The sequence below is a fragment of the Arthrobacter sp. KNU40 genome (assembly GCF_051515115.1).
In the GTDB taxonomy this organism is placed as follows: domain Bacteria; phylum Actinomycetota; class Actinomycetes; order Actinomycetales; family Micrococcaceae; genus Arthrobacter.
In genome coordinates this window covers 135,178-152,547 of record NZ_CP195850.1, presented here as the reverse complement: position 1 = coordinate 152,547, position 17,370 = coordinate 135,178, and the positions used below count along the sequence as shown (strand labels likewise).

The 17,370-nt window shown below is 63.7% G+C and carries 18 protein-coding genes and 1 tRNA gene; 5 read left to right on the top strand and 14 right to left on the bottom strand.

Annotated elements, in window-relative coordinates:
* Nucleotides 1-238 precede the first annotated feature (238 nt).
* Nucleotides 239-1,452 (bottom strand): IS3 family transposase gene (locus ACSKT0_RS00745; protein ID WP_437771182.1). Its coding sequence is split into 2 segments (ribosomal slippage): nucleotides 239-1,191 and nucleotides 1,191-1,452, totalling 1,215 coding nucleotides; the frame shifts between segments, so codons are not numbered across the junction.
* An 87-nt stretch (nucleotides 1,453-1,539) separates the two neighbouring features.
* Here ACSKT0_RS00745 and ACSKT0_RS00740 point away from each other — a divergent pair.
* Complete coding sequence (locus ACSKT0_RS00740; RefSeq protein ID WP_437772066.1) at nucleotides 1,540-2,565, top strand: PHP domain-containing protein; 1,026 nt, start codon at nucleotides 1,540-1,542, stop codon at nucleotides 2,563-2,565.
* Here the strand turns inward: ACSKT0_RS00740 and ACSKT0_RS00735 are convergent.
* From ACSKT0_RS00735 to ACSKT0_RS00695, 9 genes are all read right to left on the bottom strand, one after another.
* Nucleotides 2,562-3,605 carry a HoxN/HupN/NixA family nickel/cobalt transporter gene (locus tag ACSKT0_RS00735; RefSeq protein ID WP_437772065.1) on the bottom strand — a complete coding sequence of 348 codons (1,044 nt, stop codon included), beginning with the start codon at nucleotides 3,603-3,605 and terminating at the stop codon, nucleotides 2,562-2,564. The genes ACSKT0_RS00740 and ACSKT0_RS00735 overlap by 4 nt on opposite strands.
* Complete coding sequence (locus tag ACSKT0_RS00730; protein ID WP_437773938.1) at nucleotides 3,605-4,435, bottom strand: urease accessory protein UreD; 831 nt, start codon at nucleotides 4,433-4,435, stop codon at nucleotides 3,605-3,607. Before ACSKT0_RS00730 ends, ACSKT0_RS00735 begins: the two co-directional genes overlap by 1 nt.
* 122 nt (nucleotides 4,436-4,557) lie before the next feature.
* Nucleotides 4,558-5,175, bottom strand: a complete 618-nt coding sequence (gene ureG / locus ACSKT0_RS00725) for an urease accessory protein UreG (RefSeq protein ID WP_078106937.1) — start codon at nucleotides 5,173-5,175, stop codon at nucleotides 4,558-4,560.
* Nucleotides 5,176-5,191: 16 nt separating this feature from the next.
* Entirely contained in the window at nucleotides 5,192-5,860 is a 669-nt protein-coding gene (locus tag ACSKT0_RS00720; RefSeq protein ID WP_437772064.1) for an urease accessory protein UreF, read from the bottom strand.
* A gap of 192 nt (nucleotides 5,861-6,052) precedes the next feature.
* On the bottom strand, nucleotides 6,053-6,532 hold the full coding sequence (gene ureE, locus ACSKT0_RS00715) for an urease accessory protein UreE (RefSeq protein WP_437772063.1): 480 nt from the start codon (nucleotides 6,530-6,532) through the stop codon (nucleotides 6,053-6,055).
* 19 nt (nucleotides 6,533-6,551) lie between these two features.
* Nucleotides 6,552-8,297 (bottom strand): urease subunit alpha, encoded by a 1,746-nt coding sequence (ureC, locus tag ACSKT0_RS00710; RefSeq protein WP_437772062.1) that lies wholly within the window; start codon nucleotides 8,295-8,297, stop codon nucleotides 6,552-6,554.
* Nucleotides 8,294-8,680, bottom strand: coding sequence for an urease subunit beta (locus ACSKT0_RS00705; protein WP_437772061.1), 387 nt, complete (start codon nucleotides 8,678-8,680; stop codon nucleotides 8,294-8,296). The genes ureC and ACSKT0_RS00705 overlap by 4 nt, the downstream gene beginning before the upstream one ends.
* Nucleotides 8,681-8,689: 9 nt before the next feature.
* On the bottom strand, nucleotides 8,690-8,992 hold the full coding sequence (locus ACSKT0_RS00700; RefSeq protein ID WP_236814155.1) for an urease subunit gamma: 303 nt from the start codon (nucleotides 8,990-8,992) through the stop codon (nucleotides 8,690-8,692).
* Between the two features lie 204 nt (nucleotides 8,993-9,196).
* Nucleotides 9,197-9,805, bottom strand: a complete 609-nt coding sequence (locus ACSKT0_RS00695) for a DedA family protein (protein ID WP_437772060.1) — start codon at nucleotides 9,803-9,805, stop codon at nucleotides 9,197-9,199.
* Between the two features lie 96 nt (nucleotides 9,806-9,901).
* Between ACSKT0_RS00695 and ACSKT0_RS00690 the strand changes: the two genes are divergently transcribed.
* Complete coding sequence (locus ACSKT0_RS00690) at nucleotides 9,902-11,293, top strand: CoA transferase (RefSeq protein ID WP_437772059.1); 1,392 nt, start codon at nucleotides 9,902-9,904, stop codon at nucleotides 11,291-11,293.
* 73 nt (nucleotides 11,294-11,366) lie between these two features.
* On the opposite strand, the gene ACSKT0_RS00685 is transcribed toward ACSKT0_RS00690, so the two are convergent.
* Nucleotides 11,367-11,439: transfer RNA gene (locus ACSKT0_RS00685), tRNA-Lys, on the bottom strand.
* A 240-nt stretch (nucleotides 11,440-11,679) separates the two neighbouring features.
* On the opposite strand from ACSKT0_RS00685, the gene ACSKT0_RS00680 reads away from it, so the two are divergent.
* The 3 genes from ACSKT0_RS00680 (at nucleotide 11,680) to ACSKT0_RS00670 (ending at nucleotide 14,210) form a co-directional block, all read left to right on the top strand.
* Nucleotides 11,680-12,339 carry a hypothetical protein gene (locus ACSKT0_RS00680; protein ID WP_078106945.1) on the top strand — a complete coding sequence of 220 codons (660 nt, stop codon included), beginning with the start codon at nucleotides 11,680-11,682 and terminating at the stop codon, nucleotides 12,337-12,339.
* A gap of 238 nt (nucleotides 12,340-12,577) precedes the next feature.
* On the top strand, nucleotides 12,578-13,195 hold the full coding sequence (locus ACSKT0_RS00675; protein ID WP_345450326.1) for a DUF47 domain-containing protein: 618 nt from the start codon (nucleotides 12,578-12,580) through the stop codon (nucleotides 13,193-13,195).
* A gap of 1 nt (nucleotide 13,196) precedes the next feature.
* On the top strand, nucleotides 13,197-14,210 hold the full coding sequence (locus ACSKT0_RS00670) for an anion permease (protein ID WP_437772058.1): 1,014 nt from the start codon (nucleotides 13,197-13,199) through the stop codon (nucleotides 14,208-14,210).
* Nucleotides 14,211-14,426: 216 nt separating this feature from the next.
* On the opposite strand, the gene pstB is transcribed toward ACSKT0_RS00670, so the two are convergent.
* Genes pstB through pstC form a run of 3 tightly spaced genes read right to left on the bottom strand, consistent with a single transcriptional unit; the run spans nucleotide 14,427 to nucleotide 17,296 of the window.
* Entirely contained in the window at nucleotides 14,427-15,206 is a 780-nt protein-coding gene (gene pstB, locus ACSKT0_RS00665; protein ID WP_059388353.1) for a phosphate ABC transporter ATP-binding protein PstB, read from the bottom strand.
* A gap of 48 nt (nucleotides 15,207-15,254) precedes the next feature.
* Complete coding sequence (gene pstA / locus ACSKT0_RS00660; protein ID WP_437772057.1) at nucleotides 15,255-16,364, bottom strand: phosphate ABC transporter permease PstA; 1,110 nt, start codon at nucleotides 16,362-16,364, stop codon at nucleotides 15,255-15,257.
* The gene (pstC, locus tag ACSKT0_RS00655) at nucleotides 16,364-17,296 is read right to left on the bottom strand and encodes a phosphate ABC transporter permease subunit PstC (protein ID WP_437772056.1); all 933 of its coding nucleotides are present in this window, start codon (nucleotides 17,294-17,296) and stop codon (nucleotides 16,364-16,366) included. The genes pstA and pstC overlap by 1 nt, the downstream gene beginning before the upstream one ends.
* Between the last annotated feature and the right edge of the window lie 74 nt (nucleotides 17,297-17,370).

Genomic DNA, 17,370 nt, shown 5'->3' with positions numbered 1-17,370 from the left:
GAGCGAGCGTCGGTCGTGGAACCCACATATCCGAGCGAGCGTCGGTCGTAGAACCCACGTACGTGAGCGAGCGTCGGTCGTAGAACCCACATACGTGAGCGAGCGTCGGTCGTGGAACCCACATATCCGAGCGAGCGTCGGAAAACCGGAAACGCTCGCTCACATATAAGCCCCAAACCGGAAACCCTCGCTCACTGCGGTCGTCAAGTTTTTGAGACATTTTCGTTGTTTGTTTTGGTTAGGCGGCCAGGGGTTCCTGGACGCTGGTGTGGTGGTTTGCGTGGGCGGTGGCTGGCGGGATGCCGCCGGCCCGTCGGTTGGGTCGGCGGCGGTTGTACCAGCCCTCGATGTAGTCCATCACGGCGGTCCGTGCGGTGAGCCTGGAACCGAAGCGGTGGTGGTGGTAGAACTCGGTCTTGAGGTGTGAGAAGAAGTTCTCGGCGACCGCGTTGTCCCAGCACACCCCCACCTTGCCCATGGACTGGGTGACCTCGTTCTGGGCGCACCATCGTTGGAATTCCTCCGAGGTGTACTGGGTGCCCCGGTCGGAGTGGAAGACGACTGGGCCGCCGATGAGGTGGCCGTGGTTCCGGGCCATCCGCAGGGCCGCGGTGCACAGGCTGGCGCGCATGTGTTCGGCCATGGCCCAGCCGATGACCATCCCGGAGAACAGGTCGATGACCGTGGCCAGGTAGAGCCAGCCCTCGCCGGTGCGCAGGTAGGTGATGTCCCCGACCAGCCGGGTCCCGGGCACCGCGGAGGTGAAGTCGCGCCTGCCCTGGTCATCGAGCATGTGGTTCTGGATGTGGGCGGTCTTGGCCTGCGGGTCCTGGAGCGTGGTCTTTTTCCAGGCCTGGGTGCGGATGGCCCGCAGGCCGTGCTCGCGCATGATGGCCCCCACGGTCGGGGCGGAGACCTTGGTCCCGGCCGCGTTCAGGAGCCGGGTCAGCTGGTCCCGCCCGGCACGCCCGGACTCCTTCGTGTAGAGCTTGGTGACCGCGGTGACCAGCTCCCCGTGCCGCACGGTGCGCGGTGAAGGGCCGGCAGGTTTGCGCCACCGGTAATAGGAGGCCCGGGAGACGTTCAATTTCCGGCATAGCCACACCACGGGATGGTTGGCCTTCTCCGCTTCGATGAACTCGTAGAAATCCTCTACTTTTGCTTCGCGGCAAAGAAGGCGCTGACTTTTCCCAGGAACTCGACCTCGGCCTTCAACCTGGCGTTTTCGGCCAGCGCTTTCTGGTGTTCATCCCACGCCACCGGCCCCCGGTCCTCGGGCTGGGCAGGGGTGTCCGGTTGCTTGTCCCGGGACTTGTGTACCCAGTTTCCCAGCGTGCTTTCCTTCACCCCGATCTCCTGCGCGATCTGCTTCACCGGCCGGTCCGAAGACAAAACCAGTCGAACCGATTCCTCCCGGAACGCGGCGTCGTATGTCTTTCTGCGGGTGGTCATCTGAAACTGAGGCTCCCATCAAGCTGTCTCACAAAACCATACGGCCGCACACATACGCCTGGGCACGGCGTGGTACATGATTGAGCTATGGACGCCGTGGATGCGCTCAACGAAACCGCCTTCTGGCTGGAACGGGAACTCGCGGACAGCTTCAAGGTCCAGGCGTTCCGCCGGGCTGCAGGCATCGTCGCCGGACTCAGCCAGGAGGAACTGGTTGCCCGGCTCATGGACGGCCGCCTCAAGCGAACCAAGGGAATCGGCAGCCGGACCTTCGAGGTGATCAGCCAGGCCCTGGGCGGAGCTGTTCCGGAATACCTTGAGAACCTCCGCCGTCGTGGGGCCGAACCCTTGGTCAAGGGTGGACACGAGCTAAACGCCGAGCTGCGGGGCGATCTGCACAGCCACAGCAACTGGTCCGACGGGGGCTCACCGATCGAGGTCATGGTCACCGCTGCGAATATTCTCGGACGGGAATATCTCGCTTTGACCGATCACTCCCCCAACCTCACCATCGCGAACGGACTCAGCCCCGAGCGCTTGATGGAGCAACTCAGCGTTGTGGATGGGATCAACGAGCGATACGGGCAGGAGCCCGGGTTCCGGTTGCTGGCCGGTATCGAAGTAGACATTCTTGAAGACGGCGAGCTGGACCAGTCCGCTGAGCTGCTGAGCCAACTCGACGTCGTGGTGGCCAGCGTCCACTCGAAGCTCCGATCCGACAAACGGCCTATGACCCGGCGCATGCTCGCCGCCATCGAAAACCCGCACACGAACGTCCTCGGGCACTGCACGGGCCGTTTAGTCAGGGGATCGCGCGGAACAAGGCCGCCGTCGGAGTTCGACGCCGAAGAGGTGTTCGCCTCGTGCGCGGAACACTCCGTCGCCGTCGAGATCAATTCGAGGCCGGAACGCCAGGACCCACCGGACGAATTGATTCGGATTGCCCTTGATGCCGGCTGCCTCTTCAGCATCGACAGCGACGCCCATGCCCCCGGCCAACTCGACTTTCTGCAATACGGAGCGGAGCGGGCAGAAGCCAATGGTGTTCCCGCCGACCGGATCATCACGACGTGGCCTTTGGATCGACTCCTGGGGTGGCTCCAGCCAGCCTAGCGGCGCCGCGCCACCCGCAACCGCAGGGCCGCAACCACCCATACGACGGCGAATAGGGCAATCAGCACCAACCCGGCGTCGCCGAGGTCTATTTCGCCCAGCCACGTCGTGACGGGATCCGTCAGGCCAAAAGCCGCGTTGAGGAAACCGCCCAGCGTGATGACCGATATGAACAACGCCGAGAAGGCCGAGATGCCAGTGATGATGGCGTTGAATCCAAGCTTGCGCTGGGGATCGTGGATGGCGGATTTGTACATTCGCATCATGGCCACGCCGTTGACGGAATCGCAGAGTGTCATCGCCGCGGTGAAGGCCAACGGCAACGCCAGGAGGGCCAGAACAGACACGCCCGCGAGCGACGCCGCCGTCGTGAGCACCAGGAGCCCGATGGTGGTGGCGGTGTCGAAGCCGAGTCCGAACAAGAAGCCGATCACATAGATGTTCCGCGGACGCTGGACCTTGGATAGCGGCTTGGCCAGGAGCCGCGCAATAAGCCCTTTGGTTTCGAGGTCCTCGACGGCGATCGCGCCACCGGCCTGGGCGGCGCGATACAGCTGCATCGTGCGGAGGAACGCAGACCCGTTGAAGACCCCCATGGCCAGGAGGAAGAGCCCGGAAACGCCGCTGCCGATCAGCCCCAGCACTAGGTGCCCAGTGGTGCCGTCCTCCATGAGTTGGCCCACCAGGCTGGCGCCACCGATCACCATCACACCGGCCAGGATCACCACGGAGCTGTGGCCCAGGCTGAAGGCGAAACCGACGCTCACGGGGTCCTTGCGCTGTGCCACGAATTTACGAGTGGAATTGTCGATCGCGGCGATGTGGTCCCAGTCGTAGCTGTGCTTGATGCCGGCCACATAGGCCGTCAGCACAAGGCCCAGCGCCAGCGGCTGCCCGCCACCGGCGCCACCCACCAGCAGGAGTACGACGGCGGCAAGGTGCAAGAGGACGACGGAACCGAACATGAACGCGAGGCGCGACCTCATCGGGAGATGCTCGCGCCGGCGGTACATCGAGGCGAACTCCGCGAGTGAGGTCATCAGTATTTCCTTAGGTTCAGCGGCGCCCTGCCGTACCAGCGTTCGCGCAAAAGGCTGGTGCAGGCACCAAGCAATCGATTCAGTTCCTCGGTGCTGTTCGAGAGGGACCGCAGAACCAGGCCCGTTGTGCCCGCAAGGGTGCGGGTCAGCGACAAGCCCGGGTACGCGTCGTACTCCGCCGTCAGCCGGTGCAGTTCATCGGCGAGCGCCTGGTCAACCCGAGAATCCACCACAATGAGCGAACCCAAGTGGCTGTACCCCTCCATGAAGCCCATTCCGGTTACATCGCCCAGGGGCGGCCGGATCAGGAGGTTGTCGAGCGCGAGCAGCGCTGCGCCGTCGTCGCCCTCCACCTGGATCTCGTTCCGGAGCCGCAGTTCCCGGTACCGGAAGGAGGCCCCGTCCGGCGACCAGCCGGGAGTGATGACTTCCGCCATGATGAGGCTCGACGTCGGATGCACAGTGATGTGCGTATTCTGCCGATAGCTGGCCTCCCGGTAGGCGATGAGCTGGTCGGGAGCCAACTCCAGTTCCGCCCCCTCCCCCAGCCGTATGGTCATCCGCTGCTCCGCAAACGACCCTGGCGTTCGATAGATCTTCGTGGCCGACTGAGTCGTCAAAAGCAACGAAGCCCCCGCCTCGACCTCCACGTCCACGACATAGAGATCCGCCCCCAAATACGCCCCGCCCGGATTGACCACGACATAACAAACCTGCCCGCTCTGATCCAAGTAATGCGGCCTCAAAACCCGCAAGGCACCCTGATGAAACTGCCGCACGGCCACGGAACGACCAGCACGTTTCCCTACGACGAGCGCAAGGCGACCCATCTCGGGCCGATCAGCGGACGCGGATGAAGGGGGCCGCGGCGTGGCGGGCACCGCGAAGCGGGCACGGCCCCCTTTATCCGCGGGCGCAGGCCCCGGTGAGATGAGAGCGTTCGCGAGTGAACTCATTGCGCCAGGTCGAGCATCAGGACATCGTGCCGCATCCATGCGATGACCTTGTCCAGCCCTTCGTCGGTCTTCAGGTTGGTGAAGCAGAAGGGCTTGTCGCCACGGAATTCCTTGGAGTCCCGTTCCATCACTGACAGGTCTGCGCCGACGAACGGGGCGAGGTCGGTCTTGTTGATGATGAAGAGGTCCGACTTGATCATGCCTTGGCCGGCTTTGCGGGGGATTTTCTCTCCCTGGGCGACGTCGATGATGTAGATCGAGAAGTCCACGAGTTCGGGGCTGAACGTGGCCGAGAGGTTGTCGCCGCCGGATTCGACGAAGATGACCTGCAGGTCGGGGTGCCGTTTCTTGAGTTCCTCGATGGCTGCCGTGTTCATGGAGGTGTCTTCGCGGATGGCGGTGTGCGGGCAGCCGCCGGTTTCCACGCCGATGATGCGGTCCTCGGGCAGGATGCCGTTGGCCGCGAGGATCTTGGCGTCTTCGATCGTGTAGATGTCGTTGGTGATGGCAGCCATGGAGATTTCCCGGCTCATGTGGCGGGTTAGGCGCTCCACGAGTTGCGTTTTGCCGGCTCCTACCGGGCCGCCGATGCCGATCTTGATGGGTTCAGACATGTGTCCTCCTATGGTTCTAGCTCATGAACATGCGCGCGCGTTGCCATTCGTGCCGCATCTGCGAAATTTCCAGCCCGGGGCTGACGGCTCCGAAGTCGTCCCAGCTGAGGTGCCGGACATGCTCGACGGCGGCAGCGACGTCGTCGTGCGCCCTGAGCAGCAGCCGCTGCCCGGAGTTCTGGCCGAGCGGGATGGCACGCACGGCGTTCTGCGTCAGGGAGGTGACCGCCGCGAAAAGGTACCCGGCCAGCGCTTCTTCGAACGGCACGCCTAGCGAGCGCGCGACGACGGCGAACGCCAGCGGCTGATGACCGGCAGCCCGGCCTGTGGTCACGAGAGTCCGGTACGCCTCGAGCTGGGCCGAAGGAAAGACTTCGGTCCCGATCTCAATCAGCCGCCCGCCCATCTTGGTACTGGCTTCCCGTAGTTGCCGCGGCAAGAGTTGGGCACTCAAATGAGTATCCAACTCCCCCAAATCCACCCCTTCATAAAGGAACCGAACGGCCAGCCCATCGGAATAAGTCAACTGCTGCCCCACAAACGCAGACAGCCAAGTGCCGAATGAGGCTTCATCGTGAACCAACCCCCGCTCGATGTACGTCTCAAACCCCAAGGAATGAGCAAACGCCCCAGTAGGCAACGCAGAGTCAGTCAGCTGCTGAAGCGCCAGCTGATAAGTGCTCACTGTTGCCCCCCAAAGGTGACCTGCGCGGCGTAGGTGGGTGATAGGGGCCGCGGCGTGGCGGGCACCGCGGGGGGCCCACTGCCGCGAGGGCCCCGACCCGAGCTTGCGAGGGTTGGGAGCGGCTGGGGACGGGCACGGCCCCTATCACCCACCGGAGGCTTGCCGACCGGGTTAACAGCGGCCGGGACCGGCCTAGTGCGTGTGTTCAGCATGGCGAAAAGGCACCGGCATTACGCGTTCCTGGCGGTCGTAAGGCACACCGACGTGTTTGAGGTAATCCTCGACCGTGTGGTCGTACTGGCACACCATGACTTCGGCCCCGTACTCGGACGCAGCGTCGAAGAACTGGGCCTGCAGGTGCCGGTTGCCGAGGGAGTGCGCCACGACACCCATTTCGTAGATGCTTCGGGCGGCGATGACCAGGACATCGCTCGGCAGCACGGACACCACGATCAGGTTCGTATCCTCGACGGCGAGGATGTCGCCGTCGCGCAGGTCTCCGGAGCCGGCCGGGAGGCGGATGCCGAGTTCCTTCCCGTGGTCCGTGGTGACGCGCTGGATGCGTTTGACCAGTTGAGCGCTGGGCAGCACGACTTTCTCCTTGTGGAGGCCGGCGTATTGTTCGGGATCGGGCAGTTCGTGCAGGTTGCCGAGAATCTTTTCGATGATCATGTGGTTCTCCTCCGGCGGTCTAGAAAAGGAAGTAGCGCTGGGCCATGGGCAGCACGTCGGATGGCTCGCAGGTGACATCTTCGCCGTCGACCGTCACTTTGTAGGTTTCGGGGTCTACGGCGATGTCGGGGGTTTCGCCGTTGAACTTGAGGTCCGCTTTGCTCAGGTTCCGGATACCGGATACCGGCCGGATGACGCGTTCAAGTCCAAGCTCTTCCGGGACGCCGGCCTCGATGGCCGCTTTGGACAGGAAGGTAATGGAGGACTGCTGCAGCGCTTTGCCGTGGGTGGCGAACATCGGACGCATGGTGCGTGGCTGGGGTGTGGGGATGGAGCCGTTGGAATCGCCCATGAGTGCGTAGGCGATCTGGCCGCCCTTGAGGACCAGTTCAGGCTTCACGCCGAAGAAGGCCGGATTCCAGAGGACGAGGTCGGCGAACTTGCCCACCTCCACGGAGCCGATGGAGTCTGCCATGCCCTGCGCGATCGCCGGGTTGATGGTGTATTTGGAGATGTAGCGCTTGATCCTGAAGTTGTCGCTTTCCGCGCCCAACCCGTTCGGAGCGCCGTGGCTCGCACCTGACGCGTCCTTGAGGACGCCCCGCTGCCGCTTCATGGCGTCGGCCACTTGCCAGGTGCGGATGACGACTTCGCCCACACGGCCCATGGCCTGGGAATCCGAGGAGGTCATGGAGAAGATGCCCAGGTCCTGGAGCACGTCCTCGGCGGCGATGGTTTCGGCCCGGATGCGGGAATCGGCGAACGCCACGTCTTCCGGGATGTCCGGGTTGAGGTGGTGGCACACCATGAGCATGTCCAGATGTTCTTCGATGGTGTTGCGCGTGTACGGGAGCGTCGGGTTGGTGGACGCCGGGAGCACGTTCGGCAATCCGGCGATCTTGATGATGTCCGGAGCGTGCCCGCCGCCGGCGCCTTCGGTATGGAAGGTGTGGATCACGCGGCCGTCAATGGCCTTGATGGTGTCCTCCACGAATCCGCACTCGTTGAGGGTGTCCGTGTGGATGGCTACCTGCACGTCGTATTCGTCAGCTACGCGCAAGGACATGTCGATCGACGAGGTCGTGGCGCCCCAGTCCTCGTGGACTTTGAGGCCTACGGCGCCTGCGCGGATCTGTTCGGCGAGCGGCTCGATGGCTGACGCGTGGCCCTTGCCGAAGAGGCCGATGTTGATCGGCAGCCCTTCCGCGGCTTGCAGCATCCGTGAAATGTGCCATTTGCCGGGAGTAATGGTGGTGGCCTTGGTTCCTTCCGCCGGTCCCGTACCGCCGCCGACCATTGTGGTGATGCCGCTGCACAGGGCCGTGGGGACTTGGTCCGGGGAAATGTAGTGGATGTGGGTGTCGACGCCGCCTGCGGTGAGGATCTTGCCCTCGCCGGCGATCATCTCGGTGCTGGCCCCGATCACGATGTCCACGCCGTCGGCGATCTGCGGGTTTCCGGCCTTGCCGATCTTGAAGATGTGGCCGTCTTTGAGCGCCACATCGGCCTTGTAGATTCCGGTGTAGTCGAGGACCACCACGTTCGAAATGACGGTGTCCGGGACGTCCTCATCCCGGGTCACTTGGCCGTTCTGCCCCATGCCGTCCCGGACCACTTTGCCGCCGCCGAACATGACCTCTTCTCCGTAGACCGTGTAGTCCTTCTCGATCTCGAGGAAGAGTTCGGTGTCCGCCAAGCGGATGGAGTCTCCCGTCGTCGGGCCATAAAGGTCTGCGTACTGCTTGCGCGAAATTTCAAAGCTCACTGGGCTGTCCCTTCTTTCCTGGCTCCGGGCCCTTCAGTGCGGGCGGCAGCGCCGCCGTCGTTCTTTCCGGCATCCGCGTCAAGGGGACCATTGACGGCGTTCCGCAGGCCGTAGACTTCGCGGCTGCCCGCGAGCGCAATGAGCTTGACCGTCTTCGAATCGCCCGGTTCGAAGCGCGCGGCTGTTCCGGCGGGGATGTCCAGGCGGCGGCCGTAAGCGGCCTCACGGTCGAAATCGAGCGCGGGATTCGATTCGGCAAAGTGGTAGTGCGAGCCCACCTGGACAGGGCGGTCGCCACGGTTGACGACGTCGACGGCGATTGCCTCGCGTCCGCTGTTGCAGGCAATGGGCTCCGTTTGGAGACGGTATTCACCGGGAATCATGCTGGCCTCCTAGCGGATCGGGTCGTGGACGGTGACGAGCTTGGTCCCGTCGGGGAATGTAGCCTCGATCTGGACGTCATGGATCATCTCGGGCACGCCTTCCATGACATCCTCACGACCAAGTAGGGTGGTCCCGTAACTCATGAGTTCAGCCACGGTTTTCCCGTCACGGGCCCCCTCAATCAGTTCGTAGCTGATGATCGCCACGGCTTCGGGGAAGTTGAGCTTCAGACCGCGGGATTGCCGACGGCGGGCGAGGTCGGCCGCGACCACGATCATGAGCTTTTCCTGCTCACGGGGCAAAAGATGCATCGGTTCTCCTTAAAGTTCTGTGCTGCAGAAAGCGGACATCAGATCACTCGAGGCTCAGATAAGCCGAGGACATCGGGGCAGCTACTACGGTTATAACGCCAAACATCAGACATATCCAGTTCGACCATTCACCGCCTCTCCCGAACGAATTGTGACCAGCCTAAAGCCTTGAGGTTTCCGCCAGATTTCCGTGCTCCCGCGGCATCAGGCCTTCTTGGCGCGGTGCTTCCTGACCTGCCACACAAGCACAATCGCCACCACAATTACTGCCACCACAGCCGCTGCCCCCCGGCCCACCACACGGGCCACTTCTTCGTACGAATTTCCGGCCACAAAACCGAGCGTCACGAACAGGGACCCCCAGATAATGCCGCCGCTGAAATTCCAGAACGCGAAACGCCGGTAAGGCATTCGGCTAAGTCCGGCGAGCGCGGGCATGACGGCACGGAAGAAGGCGGTAAAGCGCCCAAGGAGCACCGCGACGCCACCTTTGTCTTTGAGGAAGTCTTCGGCCTTCTGCAATTGGGCGCGCCTTTTGTCCAGGATTTTCAAGGCCATCACCCGTGGGCCGAAATGCTTGCCTATTTCGTAGCCCACGGTGTCTCCCGTGATCGCTGCAATCACCACTATGGCGATCATGACCCACAATTCGAAGAGCCCGCGGCTCGCAATCACCCCGCCGACCACCGCCGCCGTTTCACCAGGAATCACGAACCCCACAAAGATTGCATCCTCAGCGAACACGAGGGCGAAAACGATGCACGCGATCACGAGCGGGCTGGTATTCAGGAGTCCGTCCAAAAGCGCATGCATGAAGAACAGTCTGGCAGTTGAAGGCCCACTTGGGCAGGAGGCACCAGATCCGGGCACCATTGCCCGTTCCGTGCAGGCCCGTTGAGAATGGTGAGTGTGAACAACAGCTTCGCTGATGCGACCTCCCGCTTGTGGCACGCGCTCGGTGCAGAAGATGCGGATTTGGCGGCCGCTCATCTAACGACGACCGGGCCGCGGGCTGTTCTCCCGGCCGCTTTCGACGTGACAGGACTCGCGACGGGGGCGGTGGCCGTCGCAACGGTGGCGGCAGCACAGTTTCTGGCAGCTCGCCGAGAGTCACGGCAGCCGGCCGTGACGGTAGGCAGTCGGGAGTCATGCGCCGCGTTCGCGTCCGAGGGGCTGTTCACTCCAGTCGGCTGGAACCGGCCACCGCTCTGGGACCCCATCGCCGGCAACTATCGTGCGGCCGACGCCTGGATCAGGCTGCACACCAACTACGCCGGCCACCGCGCCGCCGTCGAGCGGGTGCTTGGAGCCCATGACCGCGAAACAGTTAAGGCCGCAGTGGGCGGTTTGCGTGCCGAGGAATTGGAGACGGCCATCGTGGAGGCGGGCGGATGTGCCGCCGTCATGCACAGCCGCGTCCAGTGGCTCGCCTCGGCTCCAGGGGCGGCGACCACGGACGCGCCGCCCTTGACCGTCGTCGAACGCCGCTCATCCGGTGCCCGCACGCCGGACGCCGTCGGGAAACTGCCCTTCGACGGCGTGCGCGTGCTCGACCTGACTCGGGTAATCGCTGGACCGGTCTGCACCAAGTTCCTTGCCGGCTACGGTGCGGAGGTGCTTCGGATCGATCCGCCCGGCTTTGAAGAGGTGCCGTCGCTGCTGCCTGAGACGACGCTCGGCAAGCGTACCGCCGCTTTGGATCTCACTGCCCCAAGCGACCGCGCGACTTTCGAGGCACTGCTCGCGGGTGCCGATGTGCTCGTGTCGGGACTGCGCGGCGACGCCCTGAAACGCATGGGCTACGACGACGAGGCCCTGGCCGCCGTGAACCCCGGCCTGATCATCGCGAGCCTGGACGCCTACGGCTGGGATGGCCCATGGCGCAACCGTCGCGGGTTCGACAGCCTGGTCCAGATGAGCTGCGGGATCGCCGACGACGGCGCTACCGCCACGGGCCAAGCGGAGCCGGCCCCGCTTCCCGTTCAAGCCCTCGACCACGCGACAGGCTGGCTTTTGGCCGCGGCCGTCGCCCGAGCCTTGACCCGGCGCCTCACCCACTCGGTGACGACCCGCATCCAAGGCTCACTCATCGGCACGGCCAACCTGCTGTACTCGATGACCCCGCCGAACGACCACCTATCGGTACCGACACCGAATGACTTCACTCTCGTGGAAACCACCACAGACTGGGGGCCGGCGCGCCGCGTGCCGCTTCCAGGGCGAATCGACGGCGCCCCAGCGCACTGGTCGCAGCAAGCCGGACCGCTCGGCCGCCACCCGGCCGCGTGGGGCACGGCCTAGTTTTCGCTTGGCACAAGTAAACCGCTTGGCACAAGTAAACCCCCGGAACCGTGCGGTTCCGGGGGTTCTAGAGTGGGCCCTGTGGGGATCGAACCCACGACCCACGGATTAAAAGTCCGATGCTCTACCAACTGAGCTAAAGGCCCCTGCCGACTGTAGAAACAGCCATAAACACTGTACCTCAAGCTCAAGGCCGTTTTGACACGCTTGGCACCCGCGCCGTCCAAGCCGGCACCCGCACCTTTCTCCCCACTTTTGAACCAGGCCCCGACGACGACGCGCGGAGACTAAGGCGATTCGCGGCTCCCACGGATCCAAACATGGGGAGGTTGCAACAAGCCCCAGTCAAGGGTGCACGAGCGAAAACACAGGAGTAGCGTTGGGGCATGAGCGAACAATCGGGACCTCCTGTGTACGGCGGAGCAAATAGGCACCACAAGCCGAAACCGTTCGCGCCGGTTGACTTCGAGCCGTTTGCCGGCGGAGCGGATCCCGCGCGGGTGTCCGAAGCCGCGCACCTTGCCGCTCAGGCCCTCGTACGGCGAGGCCGAGATAGCGATGATCCCAAGATCACCAGGCGCCTCGTGAAGCTCGCTGATGAGCAAGGCCTGGAGGCCATCGCCGAAATGTGGGCCGAGAGCCCCGCCCGGTCCTTGCCCGGCGCCTTGTGGCGGCTCTATGCATTGCGCGCGGCCACCATGCAGAACTCGGAGCGCATCTCCGTGTACTTCAAGGCCGGCCGGGACACGGCCCAGGTTTCCCACGTTGTGGCGGGCGCTGCCGAGCCGCCGGGAGCCGACGAAATGAAGCAAATGGCCGACGCCATTCTTTCGGGAGCGTTCGACGGCGATTTCGACGTCGCGCTGGAACGCTCAGCCGCGTTTTGCCGCGTCGTCGCGCTGGGCCAAGCCACCCTGGCAGACAGTGCGGAGCATTCCAATGAAGGCCACGCAAGCAAGCTGACCCGGAACTCCCACCAGCTCGTAAAGACCGCGGAAGATCTAGAGCACGCGGCCAATGCGTGGCGCCTGGGAGAGCTGGACTGACATGAAATATAGGGGCGAGGGACAGTCACAACCACCCCGGGCGCCAGCTGTCAAGATTGACTTAGCTCGGGCGACGTAGAAAACTGAAACTGGTGTCGAACCGCGAAACCCCCGGGCTTCAACTTATAGCCGCTTCGAGCGGCCTACCGCCGAGAGGCGTATCCGGTTCGGCACCATTTTTATGCCCTTCGGCGAAGACGCCGCCCCACCCCTATCCCTCCCGACTACCGGAAGCCAAATGAAGCTGCGTCTCTTCCCCCAAGAACCCGCCGGGTTGCAATTGTTGTCGCAAATGGCCCGCCAGATTCTTGAGGCAACCGGGACGCTTTCAGAGATCTTCGGAGCTCCTGTCGCGGAGCACGAACGGCTTGTGGAGGAGATGCACGAACACGAGGCGAAATCCACGGATCTGCATTTCGCCCTCCTGACCCACATGCGCACGAGCTTCGTGAACCCGCTCCCCCGCGAGGACATGTACGCCCTCTCCCGTTTCCTCAACGAGGCGATGGAAAAGCTGGATGCCGCAGGTGAGCTCGTGGCCCTCTACAAACTGGACCGGGTGCCCAAGCGCGCGGCGGACCAGTTGGAGATCATCAGCCGCCAGGCGGAACTCACGGTTGATGCAATGCGTCAGCTCGACGATCTGGACGAACTCGAGGACTACTGGATCGAGGTCTTGCGGCTGGCCAAGCGTGCGGAGCGCAGCCATCGGACCTGGGTGGCCGAGATGCTCCGCGACATGAAGTCCACCCAGTTTTCGCGGAACCGCGACGTAGCCAATCAACTAGTGGACGCTACCAAGGACATGCGCCGCGTCGCGACCCAGGTAGGCAGCATCATCGTCAAGGAAGCATGAGGTGGCGGTCGCGTTCTTCGCCCTGGTGGTGGTGCTGGCGGCTGGCTTCGCATTCCTGAACGGCTTCCGCGACGTCTCCACCGCCGTCGCACTCTCTGTGCGGACCCGTGCCCTGACTCCGTCGGTTGCCGTCGTGTTGGCAGCCGTCTTCAACTTTGCCGGCGTGCTGCTCAGCGGCGGTTTCGCACTGGTCTTCAGCCAGTCGTGGGTGGTTCTCCCCTCGGGAATGAACGGGCTTACAATACTCGCCGCGGGGTTGTGCAGCGCCATCCTTTGGGGAATCTACGCTTGGTGGCGCGGTGTGCCGCTCTCGTCAACCCATGCCTTGGTGGGAGGCCTCGTTGGCGCCGGAGCCGCAAGCGCGTTGATGGGAGGCAGCTCGATCAGCGGGGTGGACAGTATTTTGCTGGCGCAAGTAGTCCTGCCGTTGCTGCTGTCCCCCCTGATTGCCTTCCTTGGCGCCTATCTGCTCGTGTGGCCTGTCACGTGGGCGGCCCGCTACACCCAGCCCGATGTTGTGCATGGCCGCTTCCGCCACGCGCAGTCTGTCTCGGCCGCTGCCGTCGCGTTCGGCCACGGCCTACAGGACGGGCAGAGATCCGTAGCGGTGATCCTGTTGGGAGCCGTGGCGGCCGGGGTGTCCGACTCCAACGACCTCCCGTTCTGGGTCATCCTGCTGACTGCTGTCATGCTCACAGCGGGAACGCTTTGTGGTGGTTGGCGCATCTCGTACACCCTGGGTTACAAACTGACGCGGGTAGACCCGATGCGGGGATTCATTGCCCAAAGCCTGACCTCGCTGATGTTGTTCGTCGGGGCCATTGGCTTCCACTTGCCGCTTTCCACCACGCACACTGTGACGTCGGCAGTGCTCGGCGCAGGAACCAACCAGAACTTTTCCGTCACCAACCGTCGGATGGTGCTGCGGATCCTGGGGTTCTGGGTCGCTACGCCGATCGTCACCGCCGCAGTGGCGTTCGTCCTTGGGCTGGCGCTCTCGCCGCTGTCGCACTGACTTGGGGAATCGTCCCGGCACGCAAAAGCCCGACGCCGACAATCACCTCAGAAGGTGACCGTCGCCGTCGGGCTTTTCTGGCATCCGTTGCTCCAAAACTGTCGTTTTGGGCCCCAAAACGACCGTTACTCAGCAATCGACGGGGGAGCCGGCGACTGGGCCCACACCGCCAGGGTTCCCTGGCCGAGCTTGCGAGCCAGGGGGGGCGGCTGGGGATTATCCGAACCGGCCGGAGACGTAGTCTTCCGTGGCCTTCTGGGACGGGTTGTTGAAGATCGTGGTGGTGTCCGCGAACTCGATGAGCTTGCCCGGCTTGCCGGTGCCGGCGATGTTGAAGAACGCGGTCTTGTCGGAAACGCGTGCGGCCTGCTGCATGTTGTGGGTCACGATCACCACGGTGTATTCGTCCTTGAGCTCATTGATGAGGTCTTCGACGGCCAAAGTAGAGATGGGGTCCAGCGCCGAGCAGGGCTCGTCCATGAGGATGACCTGCGGTTCCACCGCAATGGCACGGGCAATGCAGAGCCGCTGCTGCTGGCCGCCGGAGAGTCCGGAGCCGGGCTTCTCAAGGCGGTCCTTGACCTCGTTCCACAGGTTGGCTCCGCGCAGGGACTTCTCCACGAGTGCGTCGGCCGCGCCCTTGCTGATCCGCTTGTTGTTCAGCTTCACGCCGGCCAGCACGTTGTCGCGGATGGACATCGTGGGGAACGGGTTGGGCCGCTGGAAGACCATGCCAACCTGGGTTCGGACCGTCACGGGGTCCACGCCGGGGCCGTAGAGGTTGTCGCCGTCGAGCAGGACTTCGCCTTCAACGCGCGCACCGGGAAGCACTTCGTGCATGCGGTTCAGGGTGCGCAGGAAGGTGGACTTGCCACAACCGGACGGGCCGATGAATGCCGTGACCGATTTGGCTTCAATGTTGATGTTGACGCCCTCAACGGCCAGGAAGCTGCCGTAGTAGACGTTCAGATCCTTGACGTCGATCCGCTTAGACATGGTGTTCCTTCGGTGCTGTGGTTGGAAGTTTGCGCGTGGCCTGGCGGCTCAACGGCCGGCCTTGGGGGCGAAGATCCGGGCGATCAGCCTGGCGCCGAGGTTCAGGAGCATCACCAGGATGATCAGGACCAGTGCGGCGCCCCATGCCCGCTGGCTCGACGGGTCCGGGTTGGACGGCGAGGTCGGGTTCAGGATCTGCGTGTAGATGAACGTAGGAAGTGAGGCCATCCAGCCGCCGAACACGTTGTTGTTGATCGTGGTGGCGAAACCTGCTGTGACCAGGATCGGAGCCGTCTCACCAATCACTCGGGCGATCGCCAAGGTGACGCCGGACGCGATGCCGGAAATCGCCGTCGGGATGACCACCTTGAGGATGGTGCGCCACTTGCGGACGCCGAGCGCGTAAGCCGCCTCACGGAGCTCGTTCGGGACGATCTTGAGCATCTCCTCGCTGGAGCGGACCACCACCGGGATCATCAGGACTGAAAGCGCGACGGCGGCGACCGCACCGGTCTTGGTGCCCGGGCCGACCACGGCGAAGAAGAAGGCTGCGGAAAAGAGTCCTGCGACGATCGACGGGATACCGGTCATGACGTCGACGAAGAACGTGATGGCGCGGGCGAGGGCCCGGTCGTTGCCGTACTCCACGAGGTAGATGGCGGTCAGCAGGCCCACAGGAACCGAGATCACCGTGGCGAGCAAGGTGATCTGCACGGTGCCCAGGAGCGCGTGATAAATGCCGCCAAGGACCTTGGTGCCTTCATCGACGCTCTTGTTGTCCAGGGTGCCTGTAACGCCGTTCATGGATGTCGTCAGGAAACCGGGGGTGATGATGCCCGGGATGCCGTTCACGAGGACGGTCCAGATCACCGAAATCAGGGGCAGCAGCGCCACAAGGAAGGAGCCCACGATCAGGCACGTGGCGAGCTTGTCGCTCGCCTTGCGGCCGCCTTCGACGACGGCACTCCAGCCGACCAGGCCTACCGCGAAGAGGATGGCGGACACTATGCCCCAGCCGAAGGCGTTGAAGCCGATCAGCGCGAGGATCGCCGCGCCGAGCACCAGGGCGACCGCAAGGACGACGTACGGTGCGAAAGCGGGCAACTGGCCCTTGGTCAGTGCGGAGCGTTTGCGCGCCACAGGGGCTGTGACAGTCATTAGTTGGCTCCCGAGAATTCTTTGTGCCTGGAGATGATCCAGCGTGCAATCATGTTGACACCCAGGGTGATGACGAACAATACCAAGCCGGCCGCGATCAACGTGCTGACCTTGAGTCCGCTGGCTTCAGGGAAGTTCAAGGCGATTTCCGCGGCGATGGTCTGGTTGCCCGACTGGATCAGGCTCGCGGTCAAAACGCCGGAGGACAGCACCAGCGCGACGGCCATGGTCTCGCCAAGTGCGCGGCCGAGGCCCAGCATGATGGCGCTCACGATACCCGGGCGGCCGAACGGCAAGACAGCCATCTTGATCATTTCCCAGCGTGTCGCGCCGAGGGCCAGGGCGGCTTCTTCGTGGAGCTTCGGGGTCTGCAGGAAGATTTCACGCGAGAGTGAGGTGATGATCGGCAGGACCATGACGGAGAGGACGATGCTCGCGGTCAGGATGGTCTTGCCGGTAGCGGAGGCCGGGCCTTGGAAAATCGGCAACCAGCCCATGTTGCTGGCCAGCCAGCCGTAGGCGGGCGAAATCTGGGGGGCAAGGAACGCCGCGCCCCAAGCGCCGTAGACCACTGAAGGAATGGCAGCGAGGAGGTCCACCACGTAGCCAAGGCCCGAGGCAAGCCTGCGGGGCGCGTAGTGGGAGATGAACAGCGCGACGCCGATGGCAACCGGGGTTGCGATCACAAGCGCGATGAAGGCGGCAATCAGGGTCCCCACCACGATCGGCCCGATGTAGGCGAAGAAGCCGTGCCCGCCTTCGATGTCCGCGGGCGGAGCCACAAGCGCCGGAATGGCCTGGATTACAAGGAAAAGTGCGACGCCGAAGAGAACCACGAGGATCAGGCATCCCGCGGCCAGGGTGGCTCCGGAGAAGACCTTGTCCCCGGCGCGTCCGGCACCTTGGGAAGTGGTCAAGGAGTTGGTGGTCACTTCACGATCCTTCAGATTCACTCAAAAATGGCCAAGTTCCCCGCCCCGTCCGGTGATGTTTCACCAGCGCGGGA

What these genes read in the sequence shown, in the direction of transcription:
- ACSKT0_RS00740 (WP_437772066.1), top strand. Translation starts at nt 1,540, where the DNA reads ATGGACGCCGTGGATGCGCTCAACGAAACCGCCTTCTGGCTGGAACGG.
- ACSKT0_RS00735 (WP_437772065.1), bottom strand. Translation starts at nt 3,605, where the DNA reads ATGACCTCACTCGCGGAGTTCGCCTCGATGTACCGCCGGCGCGAGCAT.
- ACSKT0_RS00730 (WP_437773938.1), bottom strand. Translation starts at nt 4,435, where the DNA reads ATGGGTCGCCTTGCGCTCGTCGTAGGGAAACGTGCTGGTCGTTCCGTG.
- ureG (WP_078106937.1), bottom strand. Translation starts at nt 5,175, where the DNA reads ATGTCTGAACCCATCAAGATCGGCATCGGCGGCCCGGTAGGAGCCGGC.
- ureE (WP_437772063.1), bottom strand. Translation starts at nt 6,532, where the DNA reads ATGATCATCGAAAAGATTCTCGGCAACCTGCACGAACTGCCCGATCCC.
- ACSKT0_RS00705 (WP_437772061.1), bottom strand. Translation starts at nt 8,680, where the DNA reads ATGATTCCCGGTGAATACCGTCTCCAAACGGAGCCCATTGCCTGCAAC.
- ACSKT0_RS00700 (WP_236814155.1), bottom strand. Translation starts at nt 8,992, where the DNA reads ATGCATCTTTTGCCCCGTGAGCAGGAAAAGCTCATGATCGTGGTCGCG.
- ACSKT0_RS00695 (WP_437772060.1), bottom strand. Translation starts at nt 9,805, where the DNA reads ATGCATGCGCTTTTGGACGGACTCCTGAATACCAGCCCGCTCGTGATC.
- ACSKT0_RS00680 (WP_078106945.1), top strand. Translation starts at nt 11,680, where the DNA reads ATGAGCGAACAATCGGGACCTCCTGTGTACGGCGGAGCAAATAGGCAC.
- ACSKT0_RS00675 (WP_345450326.1), top strand. Translation starts at nt 12,578, where the DNA reads ATGAAGCTGCGTCTCTTCCCCCAAGAACCCGCCGGGTTGCAATTGTTG.
- pstB (WP_059388353.1), bottom strand. Translation starts at nt 15,206, where the DNA reads ATGTCTAAGCGGATCGACGTCAAGGATCTGAACGTCTACTACGGCAGC.
- pstA (WP_437772057.1), bottom strand. Translation starts at nt 16,364, where the DNA reads ATGACTGTCACAGCCCCTGTGGCGCGCAAACGCTCCGCACTGACCAAG.